This is a genomic window from Streptomyces sp. NPDC025721, from assembly GCF_055558595.1.
In genome coordinates, this window is record NZ_JBVHMF010000004.1 from 157,614 (window position 1) to 181,345 (window position 23,732).

The 23,732-nt window shown below is 72.3% G+C and carries 21 protein-coding genes; 10 read left to right on the forward strand and 11 right to left on the reverse strand.

Annotation, left to right across the window (positions count from 1 at the left end; translation table 11 throughout):
* The first annotated feature begins 211 nt into the window (after positions 1-211).
* Positions 212-760 (forward strand): DUF1062 domain-containing protein, encoded by a 549-nt coding sequence (locus ACZ4EF_RS08790; RefSeq protein WP_391045855.1) that lies wholly within the window; start codon positions 212-214, stop codon positions 758-760.
* Between the two features lie 95 nt (positions 761-855).
* Here the strand turns inward: ACZ4EF_RS08790 and ACZ4EF_RS08795 are convergent, their stop codons facing one another.
* Positions 856-1,770: an EamA family transporter gene (locus tag ACZ4EF_RS08795; RefSeq protein ID WP_467503690.1), complete on the reverse strand. Its 915-nt coding sequence runs from the start codon at positions 1,768-1,770 to the stop codon at positions 856-858.
* Positions 1,771-1,867: 97 nt separating this feature from the next.
* On the opposite strand from ACZ4EF_RS08795, the gene ACZ4EF_RS08800 reads away from it, so the two are divergent.
* The 3 genes from ACZ4EF_RS08800 (at position 1,868) to ACZ4EF_RS08810 (ending at position 3,370) form a co-directional block, all read left to right on the forward strand.
* On the forward strand, positions 1,868-2,056 hold the full coding sequence (locus ACZ4EF_RS08800; protein ID WP_355341781.1) for a ribbon-helix-helix protein, CopG family: 189 nt from the start codon (positions 1,868-1,870) through the stop codon (positions 2,054-2,056).
* Position 2,057: 1 nt separating this feature from the next.
* Entirely contained in the window at positions 2,058-2,405 is a 348-nt protein-coding gene (locus ACZ4EF_RS08805; protein ID WP_402711432.1) for a VOC family protein, read from the forward strand.
* A gap of 62 nt (positions 2,406-2,467) precedes the next feature.
* On the forward strand, positions 2,468-3,370 hold the full coding sequence (locus ACZ4EF_RS08810; RefSeq protein WP_467503518.1) for a class I SAM-dependent methyltransferase: 903 nt from the start codon (positions 2,468-2,470) through the stop codon (positions 3,368-3,370).
* A 9-nt stretch (positions 3,371-3,379) separates the two neighbouring features.
* Here ACZ4EF_RS08810 and ACZ4EF_RS08815 read toward each other — a convergent pair whose 3' ends face one another.
* On the reverse strand, positions 3,380-3,544 hold the full coding sequence (locus ACZ4EF_RS08815; RefSeq protein WP_467503520.1) for a hypothetical protein: 165 nt from the start codon (positions 3,542-3,544) through the stop codon (positions 3,380-3,382).
* A gap of 257 nt (positions 3,545-3,801) precedes the next feature.
* On the opposite strand from ACZ4EF_RS08815, the gene ACZ4EF_RS08820 reads away from it, so the two are divergent.
* Positions 3,802-6,009, forward strand: coding sequence for an alpha-L-rhamnosidase-related protein (locus ACZ4EF_RS08820; protein ID WP_467503522.1), 2,208 nt, complete (start codon positions 3,802-3,804; stop codon positions 6,007-6,009).
* Between the two features lie 80 nt (positions 6,010-6,089).
* On the forward strand, positions 6,090-8,345 hold the full coding sequence (locus tag ACZ4EF_RS08825; RefSeq protein WP_467503524.1) for an alpha-L-rhamnosidase C-terminal domain-containing protein: 2,256 nt from the start codon (positions 6,090-6,092) through the stop codon (positions 8,343-8,345).
* Between the two features lie 108 nt (positions 8,346-8,453).
* On the opposite strand, the gene acs is transcribed toward ACZ4EF_RS08825, so the two are convergent.
* From acs to ACZ4EF_RS08855, 6 genes are all read right to left on the reverse strand, one after another.
* Positions 8,454-10,445 carry an acetate--CoA ligase gene (gene acs / locus ACZ4EF_RS08830; protein WP_467503525.1) on the reverse strand — a complete coding sequence of 664 codons (1,992 nt, stop codon included), beginning with the start codon at positions 10,443-10,445 and terminating at the stop codon, positions 8,454-8,456.
* Positions 10,442-11,089 carry an acetate uptake transporter gene (locus ACZ4EF_RS08835; RefSeq protein WP_401718792.1) on the reverse strand — a complete coding sequence of 216 codons (648 nt, stop codon included), beginning with the start codon at positions 11,087-11,089 and terminating at the stop codon, positions 10,442-10,444. The genes acs and ACZ4EF_RS08835 overlap by 4 nt, the downstream gene beginning before the upstream one ends.
* A 183-nt stretch (positions 11,090-11,272) precedes the next feature.
* Positions 11,273-13,120, reverse strand: a complete 1,848-nt coding sequence (locus tag ACZ4EF_RS08840; RefSeq protein ID WP_391163147.1) for a sodium/solute symporter — start codon at positions 13,118-13,120, stop codon at positions 11,273-11,275.
* Complete coding sequence (locus tag ACZ4EF_RS08845; RefSeq protein ID WP_467503528.1) at positions 13,117-13,674, reverse strand: DUF485 domain-containing protein; 558 nt, start codon at positions 13,672-13,674, stop codon at positions 13,117-13,119. Before ACZ4EF_RS08845 ends, ACZ4EF_RS08840 begins: the two co-directional genes overlap by 4 nt.
* Positions 13,671-14,426, reverse strand: coding sequence for a LytR/AlgR family response regulator transcription factor (locus ACZ4EF_RS08850; protein ID WP_355341632.1), 756 nt, complete (start codon positions 14,424-14,426; stop codon positions 13,671-13,673). Before ACZ4EF_RS08850 ends, ACZ4EF_RS08845 begins: the two co-directional genes overlap by 4 nt.
* Positions 14,423-15,613 (reverse strand): sensor histidine kinase, encoded by a 1,191-nt coding sequence (locus ACZ4EF_RS08855; protein ID WP_223187657.1) that lies wholly within the window; start codon positions 15,611-15,613, stop codon positions 14,423-14,425. The genes ACZ4EF_RS08850 and ACZ4EF_RS08855 overlap by 4 nt, the downstream gene beginning before the upstream one ends.
* A 123-nt stretch (positions 15,614-15,736) precedes the next feature.
* On the opposite strand from ACZ4EF_RS08855, the gene ACZ4EF_RS08860 reads away from it, so the two are divergent.
* Positions 15,737-16,114, forward strand: a complete 378-nt coding sequence (locus ACZ4EF_RS08860) for a VOC family protein (RefSeq protein WP_188284292.1) — start codon at positions 15,737-15,739, stop codon at positions 16,112-16,114.
* Positions 16,115-16,471: 357 nt separating this feature from the next.
* Complete coding sequence (locus tag ACZ4EF_RS08865; RefSeq protein ID WP_355341629.1) at positions 16,472-17,461, forward strand: L,D-transpeptidase; 990 nt, start codon at positions 16,472-16,474, stop codon at positions 17,459-17,461.
* A 115-nt stretch (positions 17,462-17,576) separates the two neighbouring features.
* On the opposite strand, the gene ACZ4EF_RS08870 is transcribed toward ACZ4EF_RS08865, so the two are convergent.
* A complete protein-coding gene (locus ACZ4EF_RS08870) occupies positions 17,577-18,314 on the reverse strand; it encodes an SDR family oxidoreductase (RefSeq protein WP_467503531.1) in 738 nt (245 codons plus the stop codon).
* A gap of 130 nt (positions 18,315-18,444) precedes the next feature.
* On the opposite strand from ACZ4EF_RS08870, the gene ACZ4EF_RS08875 reads away from it, so the two are divergent.
* Together ACZ4EF_RS08875 and ACZ4EF_RS08880 are read left to right on the forward strand one after the other, a co-directional pair.
* Complete coding sequence (locus tag ACZ4EF_RS08875) at positions 18,445-19,113, forward strand: TetR/AcrR family transcriptional regulator (RefSeq protein ID WP_401308396.1); 669 nt, start codon at positions 18,445-18,447, stop codon at positions 19,111-19,113.
* 335 nt (positions 19,114-19,448) lie between these two features.
* Complete coding sequence (locus ACZ4EF_RS08880; RefSeq protein WP_391045879.1) at positions 19,449-19,592, forward strand: hypothetical protein; 144 nt, start codon at positions 19,449-19,451, stop codon at positions 19,590-19,592.
* A 74-nt stretch (positions 19,593-19,666) separates the two neighbouring features.
* Here ACZ4EF_RS08880 and ACZ4EF_RS08885 read toward each other — a convergent pair whose 3' ends face one another.
* The gene (locus tag ACZ4EF_RS08885; protein ID WP_467503534.1) at positions 19,667-19,954 is read right to left on the reverse strand and encodes a hypothetical protein; all 288 of its coding nucleotides are present in this window, start codon (positions 19,952-19,954) and stop codon (positions 19,667-19,669) included.
* Positions 19,955-20,513: 559 nt separating this feature from the next.
* The gene (locus ACZ4EF_RS08890) at positions 20,514-23,660 is read right to left on the reverse strand and encodes a glycoside hydrolase family 2 TIM barrel-domain containing protein (protein WP_467503535.1); all 3,147 of its coding nucleotides are present in this window, start codon (positions 23,658-23,660) and stop codon (positions 20,514-20,516) included.
* Positions 23,661-23,732: the final 72 nt, after the last annotated feature.

A 23,732-nucleotide genomic window follows, 5' to 3' on the forward strand; every position in this document is an offset into this window, starting at 1 on the left:
CGGTGTGGCTGGATGCCTCGGGAGCCGGGCCGCGAAAACCCGTGGAACCGTGCCGCCACGCACGGTTATCGTGCTGCCGCACCTGTCGCCGTGGCAAAGGAACCCCGTTGTACACCTGTTGAGACACCCCTGGCGCTGATCTGTCGCACGTCGCCCCCGGGCGCCGTGCCCCTTTTCGCTGCGGTTTTTCTCACCGAACAGGTGTTCATCCGTGTCACAAACCTGGGTGGTCGCTCCCACCTGCCCGCCTCTTGTCGTGCGCCGTTGCCACTCGTGCCCGTCCGATCGCTTCCGGGCGAGCGGCAGATTCCGGGTCAACGCGCACCACAAGTCCCTCGACGTCTGGCTCCTCGTCCTGTGCGCAGGATGCGGGGAGACCGCGAAGCTCACGGTCTTCGAGCGGGTCAACGTGCGCTCCCTGCGCCCCGACCTGCTGGACCGGCTCCACACCAACGACCCCGGACTGACGGCCGAACTGCTCCGGCACCCGGCCGTCCGGCACCGCAACGGCGTCGCCCTCGACTGGACCGACGCCTGGCGCCTCGACATCACCGGCCCCGGTCACGCGGACGACGAGGCCCTGGAGGTGTCCGTGCGCTTCGCGGCGCACATCCCGCTCCGGCCCGTCCGGCTGATCGCCGACGGGCTCGGCGTCTCACGCGCCGAGGTCAAGCGGCTGATCGACGAAGGGAAGATCGTCTCGGCGCACCGCCTGAGCGGAAAGGCGGGTGGCGACTTCACCTTCCTGCTCAAGCTCTGAGCCCTGCCGGGGGCCTGTTCGGCGCGGTCCGCCGGGCAGGCCCTACGGGGCGCCAGGGGCCGCCGGACAAGCCTTACGGATCCGCCGGGCAGGCCCTACGGGGCGTCCGTGACGTCGAGGCGGGCACCGCGCGCGGCGCCCGCCGACGCCGCGACCACGCACAGCACCGCGATCCACTGCGTCCAGCGCAGCGCCTCCTGGAGCACGATCAGGCCGATGAGGGCGGCCATCGCCGGTTCGAGGCTCATGAGGATGCCGAAGACCCGCGGCGGGATTCTGCGCAGCGCCTCCAGTTCCAGCGAGAACGGGACCACCGACGACAGCAGTGCGACGCCGAATCCGGCGGCCAGCACCCACGGGTGGACCAGCGCCGTACTGCCGCCGGCCACACCGAACGGGACGGCCACCAGGGCCGCGACGACCATGCCCAGCGCGAGACCGTTGCCGTGGGCGGTGTGCCGGCCCAGCGCCGCGCCGACCGGGATGTACGCGGCCCAGCACGCGGCGGCGGCGAGCGCGAACAGGAAACCGACGAGGTCGATGTCGCCGCGTCCCCCGACCAGCAGGAGCACACCGGCCGCCGCGAGCAGTGCCCAGAAAGCGTCCAGCCACCGCCGCGACCCGGCCAGGGCCACCGTCAGCGGTCCGAGGAATTCGGTGGTCACCGCGATCCCGAGCGGGAGCCGGGTCAGCGCCTGGTAGAAGCAGAGGTTCATCACGCCGATCGTGACGCCGTAGCCGATCACCACGGTCCACGCCCGGCGGTCCATCCGCAGCGACGGCCGCCACAGCGCCGTCAGCACGACCGCGGCGAAGAACAGCCGCAGCGCGACCGTACCGAGGCTGCCCACCGCGCTGAACAGGTGCGTGGCCACCGCCGAGCCCAGTTGGACGCTGAGGGTGCCGAGCAGCACCAGCGCCGTCGGCGGGATCGCGCCGAAGCCGCGTCGGGCCCGCGCGGCCGGCGAGAAGCGGAGGTACGGGGCGCGTTCGGTCCTGCCGATGTTCATGGTGGCCACGCGCGGAGTATCGACGATCGGGCGCCGCGCGTCGCGTGGTTTTTCCCGGAAGCTTGACCTAGGGAACTAGATTGCTAGCATGGGCGATGTGGGCGACGACGACGTCAAGCAGTTCAACGTGTATCTGCCGATAGGGCTGATCAAGCAGGTCAAGCACCACGCCATCGAGTCGGAGAAGTCGCTGTCGGCGCTGGTCGCCGAGGCGCTGCGCGCGTATCTCGACGAGGCGGCGGAGCCCCGCGACCAGCGGCGGCGGGCGAGTGACAAGGAGAGTTGAGATGACGACGCGGGGCATCGAGGCCGTGTTCCTGGAAACGCATAATTGGGGCAAGGCGGCCAAGTTCTTCCAGGGGCTCGGCTACGAGCTGGAGTTCTCGACCGATCACAATTCGGGGCAGTTGCGCAACGGCGAAGGACCGTATCTCTTCATCGCCGAGATCCCGGAGAGCCAGGAGCCGCGGGCACCGCGGATGGTGCTGACCGTGGCCGACGCGGACGCCTTCGAAGCCGCGCCGGGCGTCGAGGTCGTCACGGCGTTCGAGGAGACCCACTTCGGGACGCGGGAGATGACCGTACGGGACCCGGACGGCCGGCTGTGGAGCCTCCAGGCCCCGGCGAAGAGCTGACCGTCCGCGCGGCGGGCCGTGCACCACACCAGGCGACAGGCAGCACCGACAGGGAGCGCGACATGAGCGAGCGGCACGAGCGATCGACGGCGGGCCGAGCCGTCCCGGAGGCCGACGGCGCGGCGGCCGAGCCCGACAGCACCGCCGTACGGGTGGCGCTGTGGCGGGCGGTCCATGTGCTGCACGACCCGCCGCCGCATGTGCTGGCGGACGAGATCGGATTGCGGCTGGCCGACCCCGAGGGGGGCTGGCGGGAGCGCGGGGACATGCACCCGGAGGGCACCAGCCGTTTCCGGGCGGGTGTCGTGGCCCGCGCGCGCTTCGTGGAGGACCTGGTCGTCGAGCGGCTGGACGAGGGCGTCGGGCAGTACGTGCTGCTGGGCGCGGGGCTCGACACCTTCGCGCAGCGCAGGCCGGATCTCGCCGACCGGCTGCGGATCTTCGAGGTCGACCGGCCGGAGCCGCAGGAGTGGAAGCGGCGGCGGCTGACCGAACTCGGCTACGGCGTCGGCGACGGGCTGCGCCTGGTGCCGGTCGACTTCGAGACGGCCGGTTCCTGGTGGGATCGGCTGAGGAGGGCCGGATTCGACGCCGGACGGCCCGCGGTGGTGGCCTCCGCCGGGGTCAGCATGTACCTCACGCAGGAGGCCAACGCCGCCACCCTGCGTACCCTCGCCTCGCTCGCACCCGGCTCCACCGTCGTCATGACGTTCATGCCGCCGCTGGACCTGATGGAACCCGACGAGCGCGCCGTCCGCCAGGCCGCGGAGAACGGCGCCCGCGGCTCCGGCACCCCGTTCATCAGCTTCTACGCCCCCGCCGAGATCCTGGCCCTGGCCCGCGCCGCCGGATTCACCGACGCCCGCCACGTCTCGGCCGCCGCCCTCAACGAGCGCTACTTCGCCGGCCGCCCGGACGGCCTGCGCACCTCCAACGGCGAGGAGCTGCTGGTCGCGACGGTCTGACCGGCTCCCTCAGATCCCTCGCGAGTCCCGCCGGGCCGCGCCGATGACGCGAAGGGCGTCGGCGCCGTACACGGCGGATTCCCGCAGGATGCGCCAGGTGCGCGGGTACGTCTCTACGCTCACCGCGTCGTCGATCCGCAGCACCGCGTGCCAGGGTCTGGCTGGACGAGCCACGGCACTCGATCCCGCCCGATCCGCTGAGAGGGCACTTCTCCCTCCCGGGCGGGACGCCTCCCCCGCCCCCACCGCCTCCCTGGTCACAGCCCCCATGGCCGCTCCGCGGCCCGGATCCGCCGCGATCGGCCGGGGCAACAACTCCCCGCACGGGTATGGACGGGCCGCGAAACACCGACGTAGTGTGCTCGGCGGCCCAGGAAGATCAGTGAGGGTTTCCGCGTCCGCGATCTTGAAACGATTCATCCGGGAGAGACATGCCGCACAGTGAAGTGCAGGGACCGACACGGCGCGTACTCGTCACGACGGGGCTGGCCGCCGCGTTCGTCGCGGCGACGGAGGCGGGCGGGGGCCGGGCCGTCGCCGCGGAACCGGCCGCGGGAGCCGCGCCGCAGGGCGCGTCGGCGGTGCCCGCGGGCGCCTCGGTCCCCGCCTCGCGGCCCGGCGGCAAGGCGCCCTCGGGCAAGTGGGACGCCTTCAACCTCTCCCCCGCCGGCCGTACGGTGCGCCCGGTCGCCGTCTACACGCTCACCGGTGTCGTGCGGCGGCCCGAGGCGCTGGTGACCGAGGGGCGCGGCGCCAAGGCCGTCACCCGGATCACCGGCAAGGGCTCCTCCGTGACCTTCGACTTCGGCAAGGAGGTCGGCGGATTCGTCACTCTCAGCTTCGGGCCGGGCGGTGAAACGAATCAGACGGTCGGGCTGACGTACTCCGAGCTGTCCAACTTCGTCAGCACGTCGTCCAGCGACGGGTCCAACGGCGGCAGCAACAACGAGCCCGCCGTGCGCTACGCGGTGACGCCCGGCGGGCGGATCAGCACCGACAAGGACACCCCGGTCGCGGGCGCGGGTCCCGCCGCGACCGCGCACCCGGCGTCCCAACTGCGCGGCGGTTTCCGCTACTTGACGGTGGTCAACGAGACCTCGGGCTCCGTGGACCTGACCGATGTCTCGGTACGGATCACCTTCGCGCCGAACGCCGCCGACCTGTCGGCGTACCCCAACTACTTCTACTGCGACGACGACATGCTCAACCGGGTCTGGTACGCGGGCGCCTACACCGTGCAGACCAACATCATCGCCGCCGACCAGGGCCGGGTCTGGGGCCCGCCGGACCTCGGCTGGGACAACAGCGCGAAGGTCGGCGAGGCGGGCGGCACGGTGCTGGTCGACGGCGCCAAGCGCGACCGCACGGTGTGGCCGGGCGACCTCGGCATCTCCGTCCTGACCGACTATGTGTCGCTGGGCGACCTGGTGACCGTGCGCGACTCGCTCCAGACGCTCTACAACCACCAGGACGCCGGCGGCGCGCTCCCGTACGCGGGGCCGGCCGTGAACTTCATCGGCAACTCCGACGCCTACCACCTGTGGACGCTCATCGGCACGGCGAGTTACGTCCAGCTCAGCGGCGACACCGCGTGGGCGCGTACGGCGTACGACGCGTACAAGAAGGCCGTGACGTACATCGTCGCGAAGATCGACGGTGACGGGCTGCTGAACGTCACCAGCGCGGCGGACTGGGCGCGTTCGGACGCCGACGGCAAGAACCTCGAAGCCAACGCCATCATGTACCGGGCGCTGGTGACCGCGAGCGCGCTCGCCACGACGCTCGGCGACCCGGCCTCGGCGGGCGCGTGGAAGGCGAAGGCCGCCGCGCTCAAGTCGGCGGTGGAGAGCGGCGGTTACTGGGACGAGGCCGTGGGCCTGTACCGCGACAAGCCGACCGGCGGCGGCGCCTCGCTGTATCCGCAGGACGGCAACGCGCTGGCCGTGTGGTTCGGCCTGGTGGACTCCGCGGACCGCGCGCGGACCATCAGCGCCTCGCTGGCGTGGCGTTGGACGGCGGTCGGCGCGCTGTCGCCGGAGAAGAGCGGTTCCTCCGTGCACCCGTTCCCCGGCGGCATGGAGGTGCACGCGCACTTCGCCGCGGGGCAGGACGCGACCGCGCTCGACCTGATCCGCCGCGAGTGGGGCTTCATGCTCGACAGCCCCACGGGGACGGCCAGTACGTTCTGGGAGGGCTACCGCTCCGACGGCACGTCGGACTACTCCGGTTCGTACATGAGCGCCGCGCACGGCTGGTCGACGGGCCCGACCTCGGCGCTGACCTACCGCTTCCTGGGCATCTCCCCCACCGGCGACGCGGGCGCGGGGCACCGCGTGGAGCCGCACCCCGGCGAACAGCGTTTCGCACAGGGCCAGTTGACCACCGCGAAGGGTGTGATCGGCGCGTCGTGGCAGCAGCGCGGCGGCGGTGAGTTCGACCTGACGGTGAACGCGCCGGGCGGCGCCGTGGACGAGATCGCGGTCCCGGTGACCGACGCGCGCACCTGCGTCGTACGCCTCGACGGCCGCACGGTCTGGCAGGGGTCGGCGCGGCGCACCGGGGTGACCTTCTCCGGCGGCTATGTGCGGATCGCGGGCGTGGCGGCGGGCACCCGCAAGGTGACCGTGCGCCGCCGCTGACCGGCCGCCCGCCCGCGCCCCACAGGGATCGCGCGGGAACGCACCCGCTTCCGCAGAGGGACACAGAGAGGGAACGACGTATGCCCATTCATGTCCGCAGGAGCCGCGCGGCTGCCGCTGCCGTCGCGGCCGGGACCGTCATGCTGGGCCTGCTGCCCGGCTCGGCTATCGGCGCCGACGCGCCGACGACGACCGCGGCGGCGAAGGCGCACGACCCCTGGACGCAGGACGGCTACACCCCGCGCCCCGGCGACTGGCGCCCGTACGTCCTGGCGCCGGCCGGGCACACGGTCACCCCGGTCCGCGTGCTGTCGGCGACCGCGAGAGGCGGCGCGATCCAGGGCGACCCGAAGGCGGTGCTGGGCAACGGTCGCAGGGCCGTTCGGCTGGTCAGCACCGGCGACCGCACCCAATCCCCGCTGCTGGCACTGGACTTCGGCAGGGACGTCGGCGGCCGGATCAGCGTCAAGGTGGCGGGCGCGTCCAGGACACCGCCTCGACTGCACGTGTGCTTCAGCGAGTCGGTGCAGTACGCGGCCACCGCTCCGGGCGACAACAACGGTGAGGCGGCCCAGGCGCCGGGCTGCGACACCGCGAACATCTGGAACGGCTATCCCGGCCAGCCGTACACCTACGACGCCGACAGCCACACCATCACCCTGGACACGGCGAAGCTGCCCGCGACCTTGACGGACACTCAGCTGCGCGGCGGTTTCCGCTACGCGACGCTGTTCCTCGACGGGCCCGGCTGGGTGGACCTCGGCGCGGTGTCCGTGGAGTTCGACGCGGCGCCGCGGCAGAAGTCGCCCGCCGCGTACCAGGGCTGGTTCCTGTCCAGCGACGACGAGTTGAACAAGATCTGGTACGCGGGCGCGTACACCGTGCAGCTCGACACCTGGATGTCGGACACGGCCAAGAGCTGGCCGTACGCGACGGATGAGGGCGATCACGCGGACAGCCAGGTGCCGAACGCCGATCCCGCCAAGGAGGTCATCTTCGACGGCGCCAAGCGGGACCGCATCGTGTGGCAGGGCGACCTGGCGGTGCAGGTCCCGGTCACGTATCTGAGCACCAACGACACGGACGCGGTGGACAATTCGCTGTCCTCGCTGGCCGCGCAGCAGTTGCCGGACGGGTACATGCCCGGCGAGAGCCTGGTCGGGCCGCACAATCAGGACGAGATCCGCACGTACGGCGAGTACGTGACCTGGTTCGTCTACAACCAGTACCAGCACTGGCTCTACACCGGTGACCGCGCCTATCTCGACAGGTGGTGGCCCGCGCTGCCGAAGGCCACCGCGTGGCTGGAGTCGGTGCGCGCCCAGGACCCGCAGGGGCTGATCGCCTTCGGCGCGGTCAACTCCTGCGGCCACTACGGCTACCGCGACTGCGGGCACGAGACGTATGTGAACGCGCTGTATGTGCGCAATCTCCAGGAGATGGCGGAGCTGGCCACCGCCCGGCACGACAAGGCCGCGTCCGGGGTGTACGCGGACCGCGCGACCGTGGTGAAGAAGGCGGTCAACGACCAGCTCTGGGACCCGGCCGTCGGTGCGTACCGGCTCTCGCGGGAGATCCCCGGCGCCTATCCGCAGGACGCCAACGCGGCGGCGGCGCTCACCGGGGTCGCCGACCAGCGGCAGGCGAGCAGCGCGATGGACTATCTGCGGCGGACGAGTTGGGGTCCCTACGGCGCGCTGACGATGGCGCCGAGCACGCCCAACGCGTCGATCGGGCCGATCTACGAGCCGCTGCCCAGCGGTTTCGAGGCGAGCGCGCGGCTGGGTCTGGCCGACGCGAGCGGCGCGCAGCAGACCGGCGGCCTGGATCTGATCCGTACCTTCTGGGGCTACCAGCTCTCGAAGGACCCGGGCGGCACCTTCTGGGAGAAGGCCGACCTGGCGGGACAGCCCGCCCTTTCGCAGTTCACCAGCCTCGCGCACGGCTGGGCTTCGGGGCCGACGGTCAGCCTCACCAACCAGGTGCTGGGCATCCGGCCGACCGGCGCGGGCTTCGCCTCGTACGCTGTCGTGCCCACGCCCGGCGACCTCACGTGGGCGCAGGGCAAGGTGCCCACGCCGCACGGCGCGATCAGCGCGTCCTGGCGCGCGAGCGGCGGCGGCTTCACGCTGGCCACCGACGCGCCGCGCGGCACCACCGGCAGGCTCGCGGTGCCGACCGGCGGCGCGAGGGTGCGGGTCACGCTGGACGGGCGGACCGTCTGGGACGGCACGCGGGCGGTCGGCGGCGCGCGCGTGAGCGGTGACGGCGTGAACGTGTACGTGGACGCGGTCGGCGCCGGGCACCACACGCTGGTCTCACACAAGGCGCGCTAGCGGCACGGGAGTTGAGTGACGACGGCCCGCGGGCGGTGGGGAGACCGCCTCGCGGGCCGTCGGCGCGTACCGGCCGGGACCGGATCCGGGGCGGTACGCCGCTCCCCGCTACTCCTCGTCCGCCGGGGCGCCGGAGGACGAGCCGCCGGGCAGCCGTTCACGAATGGTGTCCATCACCGTGGAGTCGGTCAGCGTCGTCACGTCGCCGAGGTCGCGGTGTTCGGCGATGTCGCGCAGCAGTCGGCGCATGATCTTGCCCGAGCGGGTCTTGGGCAGTTCGGCGACGACGAGGATCTGCCGGGGCCGGGCGATCGGCCCGATCTCCTTGCTGACGTGCGCCCGCAATCGCCTGGCCACGTCGTCGCCGCCCGCCTCCCGCGCGGCCTTCTCGCTGTCGGCGCGCAGGATCACGAAGGCGACGATGCCCTGCCCGGTCGTGGCGTCGGTGGCGCCGACGACGGCCGCCTCGGCGACCAGCGGATGGGACACCAGCGCGGACTCCACCTCGGTGGTGGAGATCCGGTGCCCCGACACGTTCATCACGTCGTCGACCCGGCCGAGCAGCCAGATGTCGCCGTCCTCGTCCTTCTTCGCGCCGTCGCCCGCGAAGTACCAGCCGGGGAAGCGCGACCAGTACGTGTCGATGTACCGCTGCTCGTCGCCCCAGATGGTGCGCAGCATGCCGGGCCACGGCTCGGTCAGCACGAGGTAGCCGCCGGAGCCGTTCGGCACCGGACGGCCCGTGTCGTCCACGACCTCCGCCGAGATGCCGGGCAGCGGCCTGAGCGCCGAGCCGGGTTTGCAGACGCTGACGCCCGGCAGCGGGCTGATCATCTGCGCGCCGGTCTCGGTCTGCCACCAGGTGTCGACCACCGGGCAGCGGTCGCCGCCGATGGCGCGCCGGTACCACATCCACGCCTCGGGGTTGATCGGTTCGCCGACCGAGCCGAGCAGTCGCAGCGACGTCAGGTCGTACTGGCCCGGGATCGTGTCGCCCCACTTCATGAAGGTGCGGATCGCGGTGGGCGCGCAGTACAGGATCGTCACCTTGTACTTCTCGACGATCTCCCACCACCGGCCCTGGTGCGGGGAGTCGGGCGTGCCCTCGTAGAGCACCGAGGTCACGCCGTTGGCGAGGGGGCCGTAGACGATGTAGGAGTGGCCGGTGACCCAGCCGATGTCGGCGGCCGTCCAGTACACGTCCCGCTCCGGCTTGACGTCGAAGACCGCCCAGTGCGTCCAGGCGGCCTGGGTGAGGTAGCCGCCGGTGGTGTGCAGGATGCCCTTGGGGCGGGCCGTCGTGCCCGAGGTGTACATGATGTAGAGCGGGTGCTCGCTGTCGAACGCCTCGGCCTCGTGCTCGGCCGACTGCGCGTCCACCAGGTCGTGCCACCACACGTCCCGGCCCGAGGTCCACGCCACGTCCTGGCCCGTACGGCGCACGACCAGGACGCTGCGGACGTCGGGGCAGCCTTCCACGGCCTCGTCCACGGCGGGCTTCAGGGCCGAGGCGGCGCCCTTGCGGTAGCCGCCGTCCGCGGTGATCACCACCCGCGCGTCGCAGTCGAGGATCCGGCCGCGCAGCGCGTCGGCGGAGAAGCCGCCGAAGACGACGGTGTGCGGTGCGCCGATACGGGCGCAGGCCAGCATCGCCACGACCGTCTCGGGGATCATCGGCATGTAGAGCGCGACCCGGTCGCCGGCCCGCACGCCCAGCGAGAGCAGGGCGTTGGCGGCGCGGCAGACCTGTTCGTGGAGGCCGGCGTAGGTGAGCGTGCGGGTGTCGCCGGGCTCGCCCTCCCAGTGGAAGGCGACCCGGTCGCCGAGCCCGGCGCGCACGTGCCGGTCGACGCAGTTGTCGGCGACGTTGAGCTTCCCGCCGACGAACCAGCGGGCGAAGGGCGCCCGGCTCCAGTCGCGTACCCGGGTCCAGGGTTCGGCCCAGTCCAGCCGGGCCGCGGCGGCGGCCCAGAACGCCTCGACGTCGGCCGCGGCTTCCTCGTACGCGGCCGCGGTGACATTGGCCCGCGCGGCCAGTTCGGGCGGCGGGGGGAAGCGCCGGTCTTCTCTGAGCAGGTTGGAGAGGGTCTCCTCGGTCATGAGTGGGGCTCCTCCACCGGTCCGCCGCGGCGGCCGACGGAGAGTCCTGACAGCGGGAGCACGGGGACGACGGCGCGCTTCCAGGTGCTGTTGGTGACGACGGCGAAGGAGGCGTACCAGGCGAACACGGCGGTGACCAGCCCGATCCAGCCGCCGACCTTGGTGATGGTGACGGACTTGTCGAATTCCGCGACGGTCAGCACGATGAAGGTCGCCGACAGGGCCACGAAGACCGCGAACAGCGCGGCGTTGGTCCGCAGGGCCGCGACCGTCATGTAGACGGTGAAGATCGCCCAGATCAGCAGATAGAGGCCGGTGGCCTGGTTGGCCGTGTCCGGGGGCAGGTCGCCGACGACGAACTTCACATAGGCCGCGTAGGAGAGCCAGAAGGCGCCGTAGGAACCGAAGGCGGTGGCGCCGAAGGTGTTGCCCTTCTTGAACTCCCACATTCCGGCGAGCAGTTGCATGAGTCCGCCGTAGAACAGCGCGAGCGGCAGGACCACCGTGAGCAGATTCTGGTCGATGAGGTGGGCGTTGAAGGAACTCAGGACGAAGGTGGTGGCGGCGAACGCGGCGAGGCCGAGCGGTCCGGGGTCGGCGATGCCGTCCACGGGCGGCCGTTCGGTCGTGACGGGGGTGCTCATCTGCGGTTCCCTCCTCGGTGAGGAATGGCGGCGCGAAGCGCGGTACGTACGCCGCCGCGGGCCGTGCTGGGCCCGCTCCCACGCTAGGAACGCCGACGTCGGGGGGCCACAGCCCCACAGCGGGCGTCGCCCAGCGGTCGGGTCCGGGCGACGGACGGTCCGTCAGATACGGTGAGCGGTCGGTCAGATACGGCGAACGGTCGGTGACCGCTCACCGCCGGGTCCCGGCGCGCCGGGCGTCTCCCGCGGCGCGGGGACGCCGAGTCGACCGGGCTGACCGGGTTCCGGCTGCGCGCCGACCTCCTCGGGCAGGTGCATGCGCAGCATCACCCGGTCGACGTCCGCGCGCGAGATCCGGCCGCGGGTCAGCAGCGACCCGACGACCATGACGGCGAAGGCCACGGGGACGGTCCAGGCCGCGGGTTCTTCGAGCAGCGCGGCGCTCCAGCCGCCGCCGGGTCCGCGCACGCTGGTCAGCACGACCGCGACGGCGGCGAGTCCGCCCCCGGCCACCAGGCCGAACAGCGCGCCCAGGTCGGTCAGTCCGCGCCACCAGATGCCCAGCACCAGCAACGGGCAGAAGGACGAGGCGGCGACGGCGAAGGCCAGGCCGATCGCGTCGGCCACCGGCAGGCCGGGGGTCGCGACCGTCATCGCCAGCGGCGGTACGGCCGCCGCGAGCGAGGCCCAGCGGAAGCCGTGGGTCGAGCCGCGCAGCAGATCCTGCGAGACCACGCCCGCCACCGACACCGTGAGTCCCGACGCGGTCGACACGAAGGCGGCGAAGGCTCCCGCGGTCGCCAGCGCCGCCAGCAGCCGCCCCGCCTCACCGGCCTGGGTGATCTGCGGCAGCACCAGTACCGCGGTGTCGGTCTGCCCGGTGAGCAGCAGTTGCGGTGCGAAGATCCGGCCGAGCGCCCCGTAGACCGGCGGCAGCAGGTAGAAGCCGCTCAGCAGGATCAGGACGAGCAGCGTCGTCCGGCGGGCGGCCCGCCCGTCGGGGTTGGTGTAGAAGCGGACGAGGACGTGCGGCAGGCCCATCGTGCCGAGGAAGGTGGCCAGCAGGATCGAGTAGACGGCGTACAGCGGGTGCGATCTGCCGCCCGCGCCGGACAGCGGGCTCGCCCACCTGGCGCCGGTCGCCGGTGCGAGGCCGACCTTGTGCGGTACGGGGACGCCTTCGGGGAAGGTCAGGCCGGTGCCGCCTTCCGCCGTGTGCTCGCCGCGCACCAGCCGTACGGGCACGCCGTGTCGCTCCGCGCGCGAGGCCCCCTTGGCGCCGTAGGCCGTGCCGTCGAGGGTGCCGCTGACCGTCACCGTCACGGGTGTCGCCACGTCGAAGCGGACCTGGCTGTCGAGCCGTACGACCGTGGTGTGCGGGAAGCGCGGCACGTCGGGCGCGGTCAGCGAGGGGGTGCCCGCCGACCGCCAGGCCAGGACGAGGAAGACGGCGGGCACCGCGATGGCGGTGAGCTTCAGCCAGAAGTGGAAGCCCTGCACGAGGGTGACGCTGCGCATGCCGCCCGCCGCCGAGACGCCGACGACGGCCACCGCCACGACCACCGCGCCGACCCAGCGCGGCGCGCCCGTCACCGTCTGGAGGGTCAGGCCCGCGCCCTGCAACTGCGGTACGAGGTAGAGCCAGGCGATGACGGCGACGAAGACGCTCGCCACCCGGCGCACGGCGGTGGACCCGAGGCGTTCCTCGGCGAAGTCCGGCAGCGTGTACGCGCCCGAGCGGCGCAGGGGCGCCGCGACCAGCAGCAACAGCACCAGATATCCGGCCGTGTAACCCACCGGGTAGGCCAGCATGTCGACGCCGTAGGCCATCAACAGGCCCGCGACGCCCAGGAAGGAGGCGGCCGACAGATACTCGCCGCCGATCGCCGAGGCGTTCCACAGCGGTGAGATCTCGCGGGAGGCGACGTAGAAGTCCGAGGTGGCGCGGGACAGTCGCAGGCCGTAGAAGCCGACCACGACGGTCGCCACGAGGACGACGACGAGGGCGGTGAAGCCGAGCGCCGGATTCATCCGGCCTCCGGGCCGGGGGCGCTGGGAGCGGGTCCCGTCGCCGGGTCAGGGGCGGTGGGCGTCGGGGCCGCGGGTGCCGGGTCAGAGGCGCTGGGCGCGGCCTGCGCCGCCGAGTCAGGGGCGGTGTCCGTCGGGGCCGCGGGTGCCGGGGCCGAACCCGGCGGCGCGTCAGGGGCGTTGAGCAGATCCGTGAAGTCCCGCTCGACGCGCTCCGCGTGCCGTACGTGGAACCAGGCCGCGCCCACCAGCAGCGGGTAGGCGACGACGCCGAGCAGCAGCCAGGCGAGCCGGACCCCGAGGACGTCCACGGTGCGCAGCCCGGGCGCGAGCGCGAAGGCGGCGGGCAGACCGCCGATGACGACCGCGAGGACGGCCAGCACGCCGAGCGAGAGCCGCAGTTGGTCCCTGACCAGGGAGCGGACATAGACCTGGCCGAGGCGCGGCTGTGCGTGCAGGTCCTCGGCGACGGCTCGCGCGGACCAGCCGCCGGTACGGTCGCGGCGCGGCGCGGTCACCGCGACCCGGCGCGGCGGTGGCGGTTGCGTACCGCTCATGACGGCCCCTCGCCGGGCGCGGGCGACCACTGCATCAGCAGGTCCCGCAGTTCCCTGGAGTGGCGTCGGCTGACCGGGAGTTCACCGCCCGCCACGCGTACCGTCCAGTGCCCGGCGTCCGAGCGCAGCTCCTCGACGTGGCGGAGCGAGACCAGGTAGCCGCGGTGGATGCGGACGAAGCCGTGCTGCGCCCAGCGCTCCTCCAGGACGGCGAGCGCTATCCGGACCAGTGGCGCGTGGCCGCCCGCGTGCAGGCGTACGTAGTCCCCCTGCGCCTCGACGTACGCGACGTCCTCGCGGCGGATGAAGCGGGTGACTCCGCCGAGGTCGACCGGGATGCGCTCGTCGGAGCGGCCGGCGGGCGCGGCTCCCGGTGTGTTGCCCTCGATGACGGCGGCGACGCGGCGGACCGCCTCGGCCAGCCGTTCCCTGCCGACCGGTTTGAGCAGGTAGTCGCAGGCCTTGAGGGCGAAGGCGTCGACGGCGAAGTCCTCGTAGGCGGTGACGAAGACGACCGCGGGCGGCCGGGCGAAGCGGCCGAGGACGCGGACCAGGTCGAGGCCGTCGAGGCCCGGCATCCGGATGTCGAGGAAGACGGCCTCGACCGACTCGTCCTCCAGCAGCCGCAGGGCCTCGTCGCTGCTGCCCGCGCTGAGCACCCGGCCGACCCGCCGGTCGCCGCGCAGCAGATACGTCAGGTCCTCCAGGGCGGGCGGTTCGTCGTCGACGGCCAGGACCTGCAACGGTTTCACGATGCGCGTACTCCGTTCCGGTACTTGGGCACCCGGACGTTGACCTTCGTCCCGGCGCCGGGGGCGGTCTCCACCACCAGGCCGTACTCGTCGCCGAAGACCGTACGCAGCCGCTCGTCGACATTGCCCAGGCCGAGCGAGTCGCCGTCGTCCTCCCCGGCGAGCCGCATCCTGACCTCCTCGGGGTCCATGCCCACGCCGTCGTCCTCCACACTGATGCGGCACTCCGCGCCCGCGTCCTCGGCCCTGATGGTGATGCGCCCCGGCGTCGACTTGGGTCCGAGTCCGTGGCGTACGGCGTTCTCAACGATCGGCTGGAGGCAGAGGAACGGTACGGCCACCGGCAGCACTTCGGGCGCGATGAGCAGATCGACGCGGAGCCGGGAGCCGAACCGGGCGCGTTCCAGGCGCAGATAGCGGTCGACGGACCGCAACTCCTCGGCGAGGGTGGAGAACTGGCCGTGCCTGCGCAGGCTGTAGCGCGTCAGCTCGGCGAATTCGAGGAGCAGTTCACGGGCCTGGTCGGGGTCGGTGCGGACGAAGGAGGCTATGGCGGTCAGCGAGTTGTAGACGAAGTGCGGGGAGATCTGCGCCCGTAGCGCGCGCAGTTCGGCTTCGATCATCCGGGTGCGCGAGCGGTCCAGCTCGGCGAGTTCCAACTGCGAGATGACCCAGTGCGCGACCTCGCCCGCGGCTCTGACCAGGCCCGCCGACACCTGGCGCGCGTACACCGACAGCGCGCCGACGACCAGGCCGTCCACCACCAGCGGTACGACGACGGCGCTGCGGATCGGGCACCGGTCGTCGCCGCAGTGGATCTCCTCGGCCGGGACCACCCACGGCCGCCCGGCGTCCATCGCCTCCCGCGCGTGTTCCACGGCCTGCGCCGCGTGTCTGCGGCCCGGACCTTCCCAGGCCAGCAGTTCGCCGTCGCCGATGACGGCCAGCGCGGGTGTGCCGAGCAGTGCCCGCAGATGGCGGGCGGCGCTGCGGGCCGACTCGGGGTCGAGGCCGTTGCGCAGCGGGGGCGCGGCCAGTGACGCCGAGTGCAGGGTGGCGAAGGCGGCCCGGTCGGCGGGCGTACCGAATCCCCTGCGCCCGCGAACCAGCCAGAACAGGGCCGCCGCGGCGCCCGCGACCACCAGCGCGACCGACACCACGGTGATCACTGACCCCATGCCCCGCATTATCGCCAGGTGTGACGGCGTGAGACAGGTTCCGTTCGCAAGATTCCGTCGTGCGGGGGCCGTACCGCCGGTTTCGGCCCCGCCGTCGCGCGCCGGAGCCGCCGTGCCCCCTACGCTCTGTTCATGATTGCCGAATTGCAGTGCGTGGTGCTCGACTGTTCCGATCCGGCGGAACTCGCCAGGTTCTACAAGTCGTTGCTCGGCGGTACGGTCGACCGGCCCGATCCGCGCTGGTCGTTGAGCGACGGCTGGGCGACACTGCACACCGCGGCCGGGCTGGTGCTGGCCTTCCAGCGGGTCACCGAATACCGCAGGCCGCGCTGGCCGGAGCCCGCCTCCCCGCAGCAGTTCCATCTCGACTTCGGCGTGCCCGATCTGGCCGAGGCCGAGGAGAAGGTGCTGGCCAGGGGTGCGATCCTGCTCGACGACGGCGCCGGGACCCGGAGCTGGCGCGTCTACGCGGACCCCGCGGGGCACCCCTTCTGCCTGATCAAGCACTGAGTCCCGGCTGATCGGACACCGCGTCCGCGGGTCCGAGTACGGATTCCGCGTGTCCGGCCGCTGATTCCGCGTCTCGGCGCGGATTCCGCGTCTCCGGGCGGATTCCGCATGTCCGGGCGCCGATTCCGCGCGTCCGGGCGCCGGGCACACGCCCGGTGACACCGCATCACCCTGTGTGACAGACGCCACGCGGCGATCCGGCAGGCTTGGCCGTCGCTTTACGTGAGCCCTGCAACCGCCGTGATCGGGTAGGGGTCTGTAGTAGACGTACCGTGGTGATCAGGCGTAGCGGACGCGCCGGGACACGACCGTACGTACCGGACGTAAGTGACGCAGTGATACGAGTGGAGCACGGGCATGAGTCGGTTCAGGGGCAGCTTGGGTATCGCGCTGGTGGCCGGAGCGGTGCTCGCGGGCACGAGCGCGTGCGGCGGGAGCGGGCACGACGCCGCCTCGTCCGCTGCCGACGGGAAGGCGTCGGCGTCGGCGAAGCCGAGCGCCACGCCCTCGCCGACGAAGCCGACCCCGAAGGGGCCGCCGATGCTGCTCGACACGATCACCCCGCAGACCGGGACCACGGTCGGCGTCGCGATGCCGGTTTCGGTGCTCTTCACCAACCCGGTGGCGGCCTCGGCCCGCGCGAACATAGAGAAGCACCTCAAGATCACCACGTCCGTGCCGACCACCGGCGCCTGGCACTGGTTCAGCACCACCCGGGTCGACTTCCGGCCCCAGTCGTACTGGAAGCCGGGCACGAAGGTCACGGTCGACGCGAATCTGACCGATGTGCCCAACGGCAACGGGCGGTACGGGGTGCACGGCTACCACCACGCGTTCACCGTCGGCGACGACAACGAGGCGACCGTGTCGGTGCCGGGTCACACGATGAAGGTCACGCACAACGGACAGGTCGTGAAGACCCTGCCGATCGACGCGGGCAGCCCCACGTGGCCGTCCTGGGACGGGACGATGGCCGTCATCGACAAGGCGGAGAAGGTCCACATGACGTCCTGCAGCGTCCACATAACCTGCGACAAGAGCAATCCGGACTACTACGACCTGACCCTGCCGTGGGACGTGCACCTGACGAATTCGGGCACGTACATCCACTACTCGACCGGGGACCCGCAGCCGGGGCACAGCTTCGGTTCGCACGGCTGCGTCCACCTGTCGCTCACCGACGCCAAGTGGTTCTACAACTACGTCAAGCAGGGCGACCCGGTCACCATCACCGGCTCCCCGCGCGGCAAGGCCCCGGGTAACAACGGCTACGCCGACTTCAACCTGTCCTGGTCGCAGTGGCTCCAGGACAGCGGCACCGGCCAGATGACGACCACGACCGCCTGAGACCCGCCGCCTCCTGCCTGCTGCCTCCTGACCCCTGACCCCGGACCCCTGAACGTCCGACGCGCTGCGTTTCGCGTACCGGCGGCGCGGGACCGGCCGACCCGGTCCCGCGCCGTCAGCTCTGCGCGGTCGGGCGGACGACGATCTCGCCGACGTCGATGTCGGCGGGCTGCTCGATCGCGAAGGCGATGGCGCGGGCGACGGCGTCCGGCGGCATCGCGATCCCTTCCACCATCTCGGCCAGCTTGGCGCGCGCTTCGGGGCGCCGCATGCCGCCCGCGAATTCGGTCATCGTCATGCCGGGCGAGACGATCGTCACCCGCAGCTTGCCCCCCGCTTCCTGCCGCAGGCCCTCGGAGACGGCGCGCACGGCCATTTTCGTACCGGAATAGACCGACTGACTGGGCACAATTCGGTGGGCCGCCGTGGACGCGGTGTTCACGAAATGGCCGAAGCCCTGCGCGCGGAATACCGGAAGCGCGGCGGCGATGCCGTACAGCACGCCTTTGAGATTGACGTCGACCATCTCCTCCCAGTCCTCGACGCGCAGATCGTCGAGCGGGGAGATCGGCATCGCCCCCGCGTTGCTGACCAGCACGTCGAGCCGCCCGTAGCACTCGGTCGCCAGGCCCACGAGCCCGGCGACGTCGGCGCGGCTGCGCACGTCGGTGCACAGGTGGGCGACCTCGCCGCCCGCTTTCCCGATCCGTGCGGCGACCGCGGCGAGCCGGTCCGTCCCACGGGCGCCGAGCACCACTTTCGCGCCGCGTTCGGCGAGCAGCAGCGCGGTCGCCTCGCCGATTCCGCTGCTGGCTCCTGTGATCGCGACGACCTTGTCCTTGATTTCGGTCATGACTTTTCCGTCCCTGCGGGATTGAGGGGTCCGAGTGTGCGGGGGGAGTTCCGCGCCCGAGGAATGTAAGAGGGCTATCACTACGGTACGGTAAGAGGGCTATCACGTCCAGCGCGCGAGGAGGCGGCCCGTGTCGGGGAACGCGCAGGGCGGCCCCCAGCGGGGCCGCTACCACCACGGCGAGCTGCGCCCCGCGCTGATCGAGGCGAGCTTCGATCTGCTGGCGGAGGCGGGGCCCGCGGCCTTCTCGGTCGCGCGGGTCGCCCGCAGACTCGGGGTGAGCACGGCCGCGCCCTACCGGCACTTCGCCGACCGCGACCACCTCTTGGCCGCGGTCGCGACCCGCGCCGCCGAGGAACTGGCCGAGCGGTTCCGGCAGGCGGCCGACGGCGCGGGCCAGGACCCGGCCGAGCGCTTCGCGGCGACCGCGGGGGCGTACGTCCGCTACGTCGGCGCGCGCGGCGCCGGTTTCGACGTGATCTTCGCCAGGCCCCTGGTGGCGCTCCAGGACCGCGACCTCGCCGACGCGGGCCGCCGACTGGTGGACCTGCTCTTCGAACTGGCCCAGGACGCCCTCGGTCAGGGTCCCGCCGCCGCGCTGACGCTCCTGGAGCAGCACGTGACGGCCGCCCACGGCTACGCGACACTGCACCCCGGCGGCCTCTTCAGCCGCGTGAGCCCCCGGGAGGGGGTCGAGGGCACCGCGGACCTCGCGGTGGCCACGAGCCGCGCCCTGGTGCGCGGCGCGCCCGAAGCCGCCGCCCCCGGCCCGCCCTCCCCCGGACGCCCGCACGACTGACCGCGCGGGACCGGGACCGGGCCGCGACCGGGCCGCGTCGGGACCGCCGCAGCGCCGCGACAGGCCCGAGCCGGGCCGCACCGGGGCCGGCGCCGGGCCCGCTTCGACCCCGCTTCGACCCCGCTCCGGACCCCGCCGACCCGCCAGGGCCAACGCCACGTTCGGTCCTGCGGCCCGCAGGGCGTACCGTCATAGGCGGCGCGTACCGTCGTCCCAGCACGACCTGCCGTTTTCCCACGCACCAGGGCGGAGCCGTCACCAATGACGGCGACGACCGCCGCGGGCGGACCGAGGCAGCGGCGACCGCCGTCATCACCACTCACTGGGGGATCTTCATGGACTCTTCGCCTTCGCTCTTCTCCAATCCGGAGCAGACCGCCCCGCGCCCGGCCACCGTGCCCAACCCGGCGCCGGTCAACGACCCGTTCCTCGCGCCGCCGGAGGCCCCGCACGAGGAAGAGGACGAGGACGCCTCGTAACGACCGGCGCCCCCGTCCCGACCCGGTCACCCCGTCACCTGGTCACCCGGTCACCACGTCGTTCGGTCACCCCGTCATTCGGTCCGCAGCGCCACCGCCGTCCGCGTCCTGGCCGCCCAGCTCGCCGGGAGCAGCGCCCCGCCCGCGGCGATGGCTAGGCCCGCCACCGCGAGCAGGTCGATCTGCGGGGCGTGGTAGACCGCGAGGTCGGCGTGCGGAATACCCGTACCGGCCGCTCCGCCCATGATCGGCAGCACATGGCCGTGCAGGGCGATACCGAGCGGCACACCCGCGAGTCCCGCGACCGCGCCAACCGAGCCCGCCGAGGTGAGCACCATGGCGACGGTCTGCCGCGGCGCCATGCCGAGCGTTTGAACACGCCGAGGCCGAGCGGGCCGAGCGCGGTGTCGAGGGCCGCGAGGTAGCGGTCGCGGTCGGTGCCCGCCGTCAGGCGCACGGAGAACGTGTCCGGTCGGAAGACCAGTCCGACGCGGGTGAGCGTCCGTTCGTCCATCAGGACCCGCGTGCCCGAGTCGCCCGTGGAGAGCGCTTCGCCGACGATACGGACCGGCGTGCCGCGGCCGTCGTGCTCCAGGGTGACGGTGTCGCCGACCCGGACCCCGGCCGCCTTCAGGAACCGGTCGGCGACGACCGCCTCGCCCGGCGCGGTGAACCAGCGCCCTGAGACCATCTGACAAGCACCCCAGGACGAGTCGCCCTGGTACGCCACCACCGTCGTCGCCCCGGCGACGCCCGTGAAATTCGCGGCGACCGACCCGGTGCCGAGGTAGGAGCGGGTGCCCGGCTGGGCGGCCAGAATCCGGCCGACCGCGGCGGGATCGGCCTTCCCGGTCTGCCCGGTCTGCCCCGAGCCCGGCGCGCCCGGTGGTCCGGGCGCGCCGAACGGTGACGGCGGCGCGGTCAGCTACCGCTGACGGTGAAGTCGGTGATGCGCTGGGCGCCGTCGGGTGTGCCGGGGGCGGCGCTGGTCAGGTCGAGGCGCAGCCGCGGGGTGCGGACGGCGGGGAAGGTGATGACGGTCGGCGCGCCGCTCGCCGTCGCCCAGGTGATCGCCGGGTTCGTGACGGGCACGTAGCGGTCGCCGTCCCAGTAGGAGAGCGTGACGGCGCCGGGCAGCGAGTGGGTGGCGTCGACGGTGAAGGTGACCGAGAGGGTGTCGATCCGCTGCGGCGCGGCCCAGGCGACCGAGACCCAGTCGGCGGGGCGGGCGCCGCGGAAGGCGGGCAGCAGGGCGGTGGCGCTCTTGTTGAAGGCGTTGGACCAGCCGGTCGCGGGGTTGCCGTCGAGCATCGCCGCGGGCAGTGCGTTGCCCGCGCCGGAGTAACTGGCGTCCGCCAGCGGGTAGCTGACGGGCCCTGGGCCCGGGTCGGGTGAGAAGCGGACCGGGGGTGTGGTGGCGACGGGTCCCGACGCGCGGCCGGTCCGTATCGAGGTGGTCGCGGAGTGCAGCCCCGGCGCGCTCGCGGTCAGGGTGAGGCGGCCCGCCTCGGTGCCCGAGCGGACGATGGCGAGTGCCTTGCCGTGGAAGGCGGTTCTGGTGGTGGCCTGGTAGCGCTCGGCGCTCTCCTGCTGTCCGTTGTCGACTCCGGCCAGGGAGCCGCCGGTGGTCTTGAAGGTGATCAGATGGCCGGCGCCGGGGACGACGGTGCCGTGCGCGTCGATCACCTCGGCGGTGACGAAGGCCAGGCGGTCGCCGTCGGCGGTCAGGGAGTCGCGGTCCGGCGTCAGGCGCAGGCCGCGCGGCTCGCCCGCGGTGCGCAGCACGTCGGTCGCGACCGTTCTGCCGTTCTTCCGGGCGACGGCCTTCAACTCACCGGGTGCGAAGGGGACTTTCCAGGTCAGGTGGAGCTTGCCCGCGCTGCCGTTGGGGCTGGTGTAGCTGCCGGGGTACGGGCCGCCGGTGACCGTCTTGTCGTCGCCGGTCGCCTCGGTGGTCTCCAGATACGTCCGCCCGTCGACGGTCTTCTTGGTGTCGAAGCGCCGCACCCCGAGCGAGCGGCCGTTGAGATACAGCTCGACGGTGTCCACGTTGGCGTACGCCCAGACCTCGACGGTCTCGCCCGGCGTGTGGTCGGTCCAGTCCATGGGCACCAGGTGGACCATCGGCTCGCTCGTCCACTGGCTGCGGAAGAGGTGGTACATGTCCTTGGGGAAGCCCGCGGTGTCGACGGCGCCGAAGAAGGACGCCTTCACCGGGAAGACGCCGTAGGGCGTGGGTTCGCCGATGTAGTCGGTGCCCGACCAGAGGAATTCGCCGGCGAAGAAGGCGCGGTCGCGGTCCTTCTTCAGGCCGTACTCGCCGCTCATCGTCCAGGACGCGAGGTTGTTGTCGTAGCTGGAGGTGGCGCGCTTGCCCGGGGTGTGGTTCTCGCCGGTGTTGAGGTGTTCCGGCTCCTGGTAGGCGCCGCGGGTCGAGGTCTCGGACGACGACTCGGACTCGAAGAGGAACAGGTGCGGGTAGCGGGCGTGCAGGGCGTCCACGGAGGCCGCGGTGTTGTAGTTGAGACCGAGGCCGTCGAGTTTGGCGAGCATGAGGTCGGCGGCGGAGCCGACCGCGGGCAGGCCGCGGTATTTGTCGGAGCCGATGACGACCGGACGGCTGGTGTCGCGCGCGCGGACCGCGGTGATCAGCCCGTCGGCCATGCCGAGGCCCGCGGTGCTGGTGGAGTCGGGGATCTCGTTGCCGATCGACCACAGGATGACGGCGGGCGAGTTGCGGGCCGCGTCGACCATCTCGGTGATGTCGGCGGCGCTGTGGGCGTCGAAGAACCGGCCGTAGTCGTAGGTGTTCTTGCCGCTGCGCCAGCAGTCGAACGCCTCGACCATCATGACGATGCCCAGTTCCTCGCAGACCTGGACGATCTCCGGCGACGGCGGATTGTGCGAGGTCCTGAAGGCGTTGACGCCCATCGACCGCATGATCGTCATCTGGCGGCGCACCGCGTCGATGTGGACGGCGGCGCCGAGCGCGCCCTGGTCGTGGTGCAGGTCGACGCCCTTGAGCTTGGCGTACCGCCCGTTGACGAACAGCCCGCGGTCGGGGTCGATCGTGACGTGGCGGATGCCGAAGCCGGTGGTGTACGTGTCCACCGTCCGTCCGTTGACGCGGACTTCGGTCAGCAGGGAGTACCGGTGTTCCGGGGTGTCGAACGACCAGAGGTCGGGGCGGTCCACGCGCAGTTCGGCGGTGACGTCCCGCGCTCCGCCCGCGCCGGGCAGCGTCAGCGGTGAACTGGCCTTCGCCACCTGGCGGCCGCGCCGGTCGAGGACGGTGTTGACGACGGTGGCGGAGGGCGCCGCGCCCGACTCGTTGACGACCGAGACCTGCGCGCGGACGGTGGCGTAGCCCTTGCCGTGCGAGGCGGCGAGGGTGTCGGCGAGTCCCGGCGTCGTCACATGGGTGCCCCAGCGCGCGACATGCACGGGGTCGGTGATGACCAGGCGGGCGTTGCGGTAGATGCCGCTGCCGGAGTACCAGCGGCTGCTGGGGAGTTGGTTGCGGACCTCGACGGCGATGACGTTGGGGGTGCGGCCGTCGGTGTGCAGCAGGTCGGTGAGGTCGAGGGCGAACCCCGTGTAGCCGTAGGGGTGGTTGCCGACGAGTGTGCCGTTGCAGTAGACGTTGCTGTCCATGTAGACGCCGTCGAACTCGACCGAGACACGGCGTCCCGCGACCGAGGGCGGCAGGGTGAACGCCTTGCGGTACCAGCCGAGTCCGCCGGGCAGATAGCCGGTGCCGCCCGAGGTGCCGTTGGCGGTGGTCGGGGTCTGCTCGATGCTCCAGTCGTGCGGGACGCGGACGGTGCGCCAGCGGTAGTCGTCGTAGCCGGGCTGTGCGGCGTCGGCGTAGGCGCCGGTCGGGTCGGTGATGCCGCCCGGGTTGACGAGGGCGAAACGCCACCCGTCGGCGAGGTCGACCGTCCGCGGAATGGTGGTTCCTGTTGATCCGGAACGGGCGCTCGCGACTGCGGTGAGACCGGGGAGCGAGGGTACGGCGACGGCCCCCGCCACCCCCGCGATCAGGAACGACCTGCGATCGACCGGCATGGTGGATCCCTCCTCATTGAGGTACGCGCATTCCGGCGCCCTCGACCGAGCGTCGGCAACTCACGGGCGAAC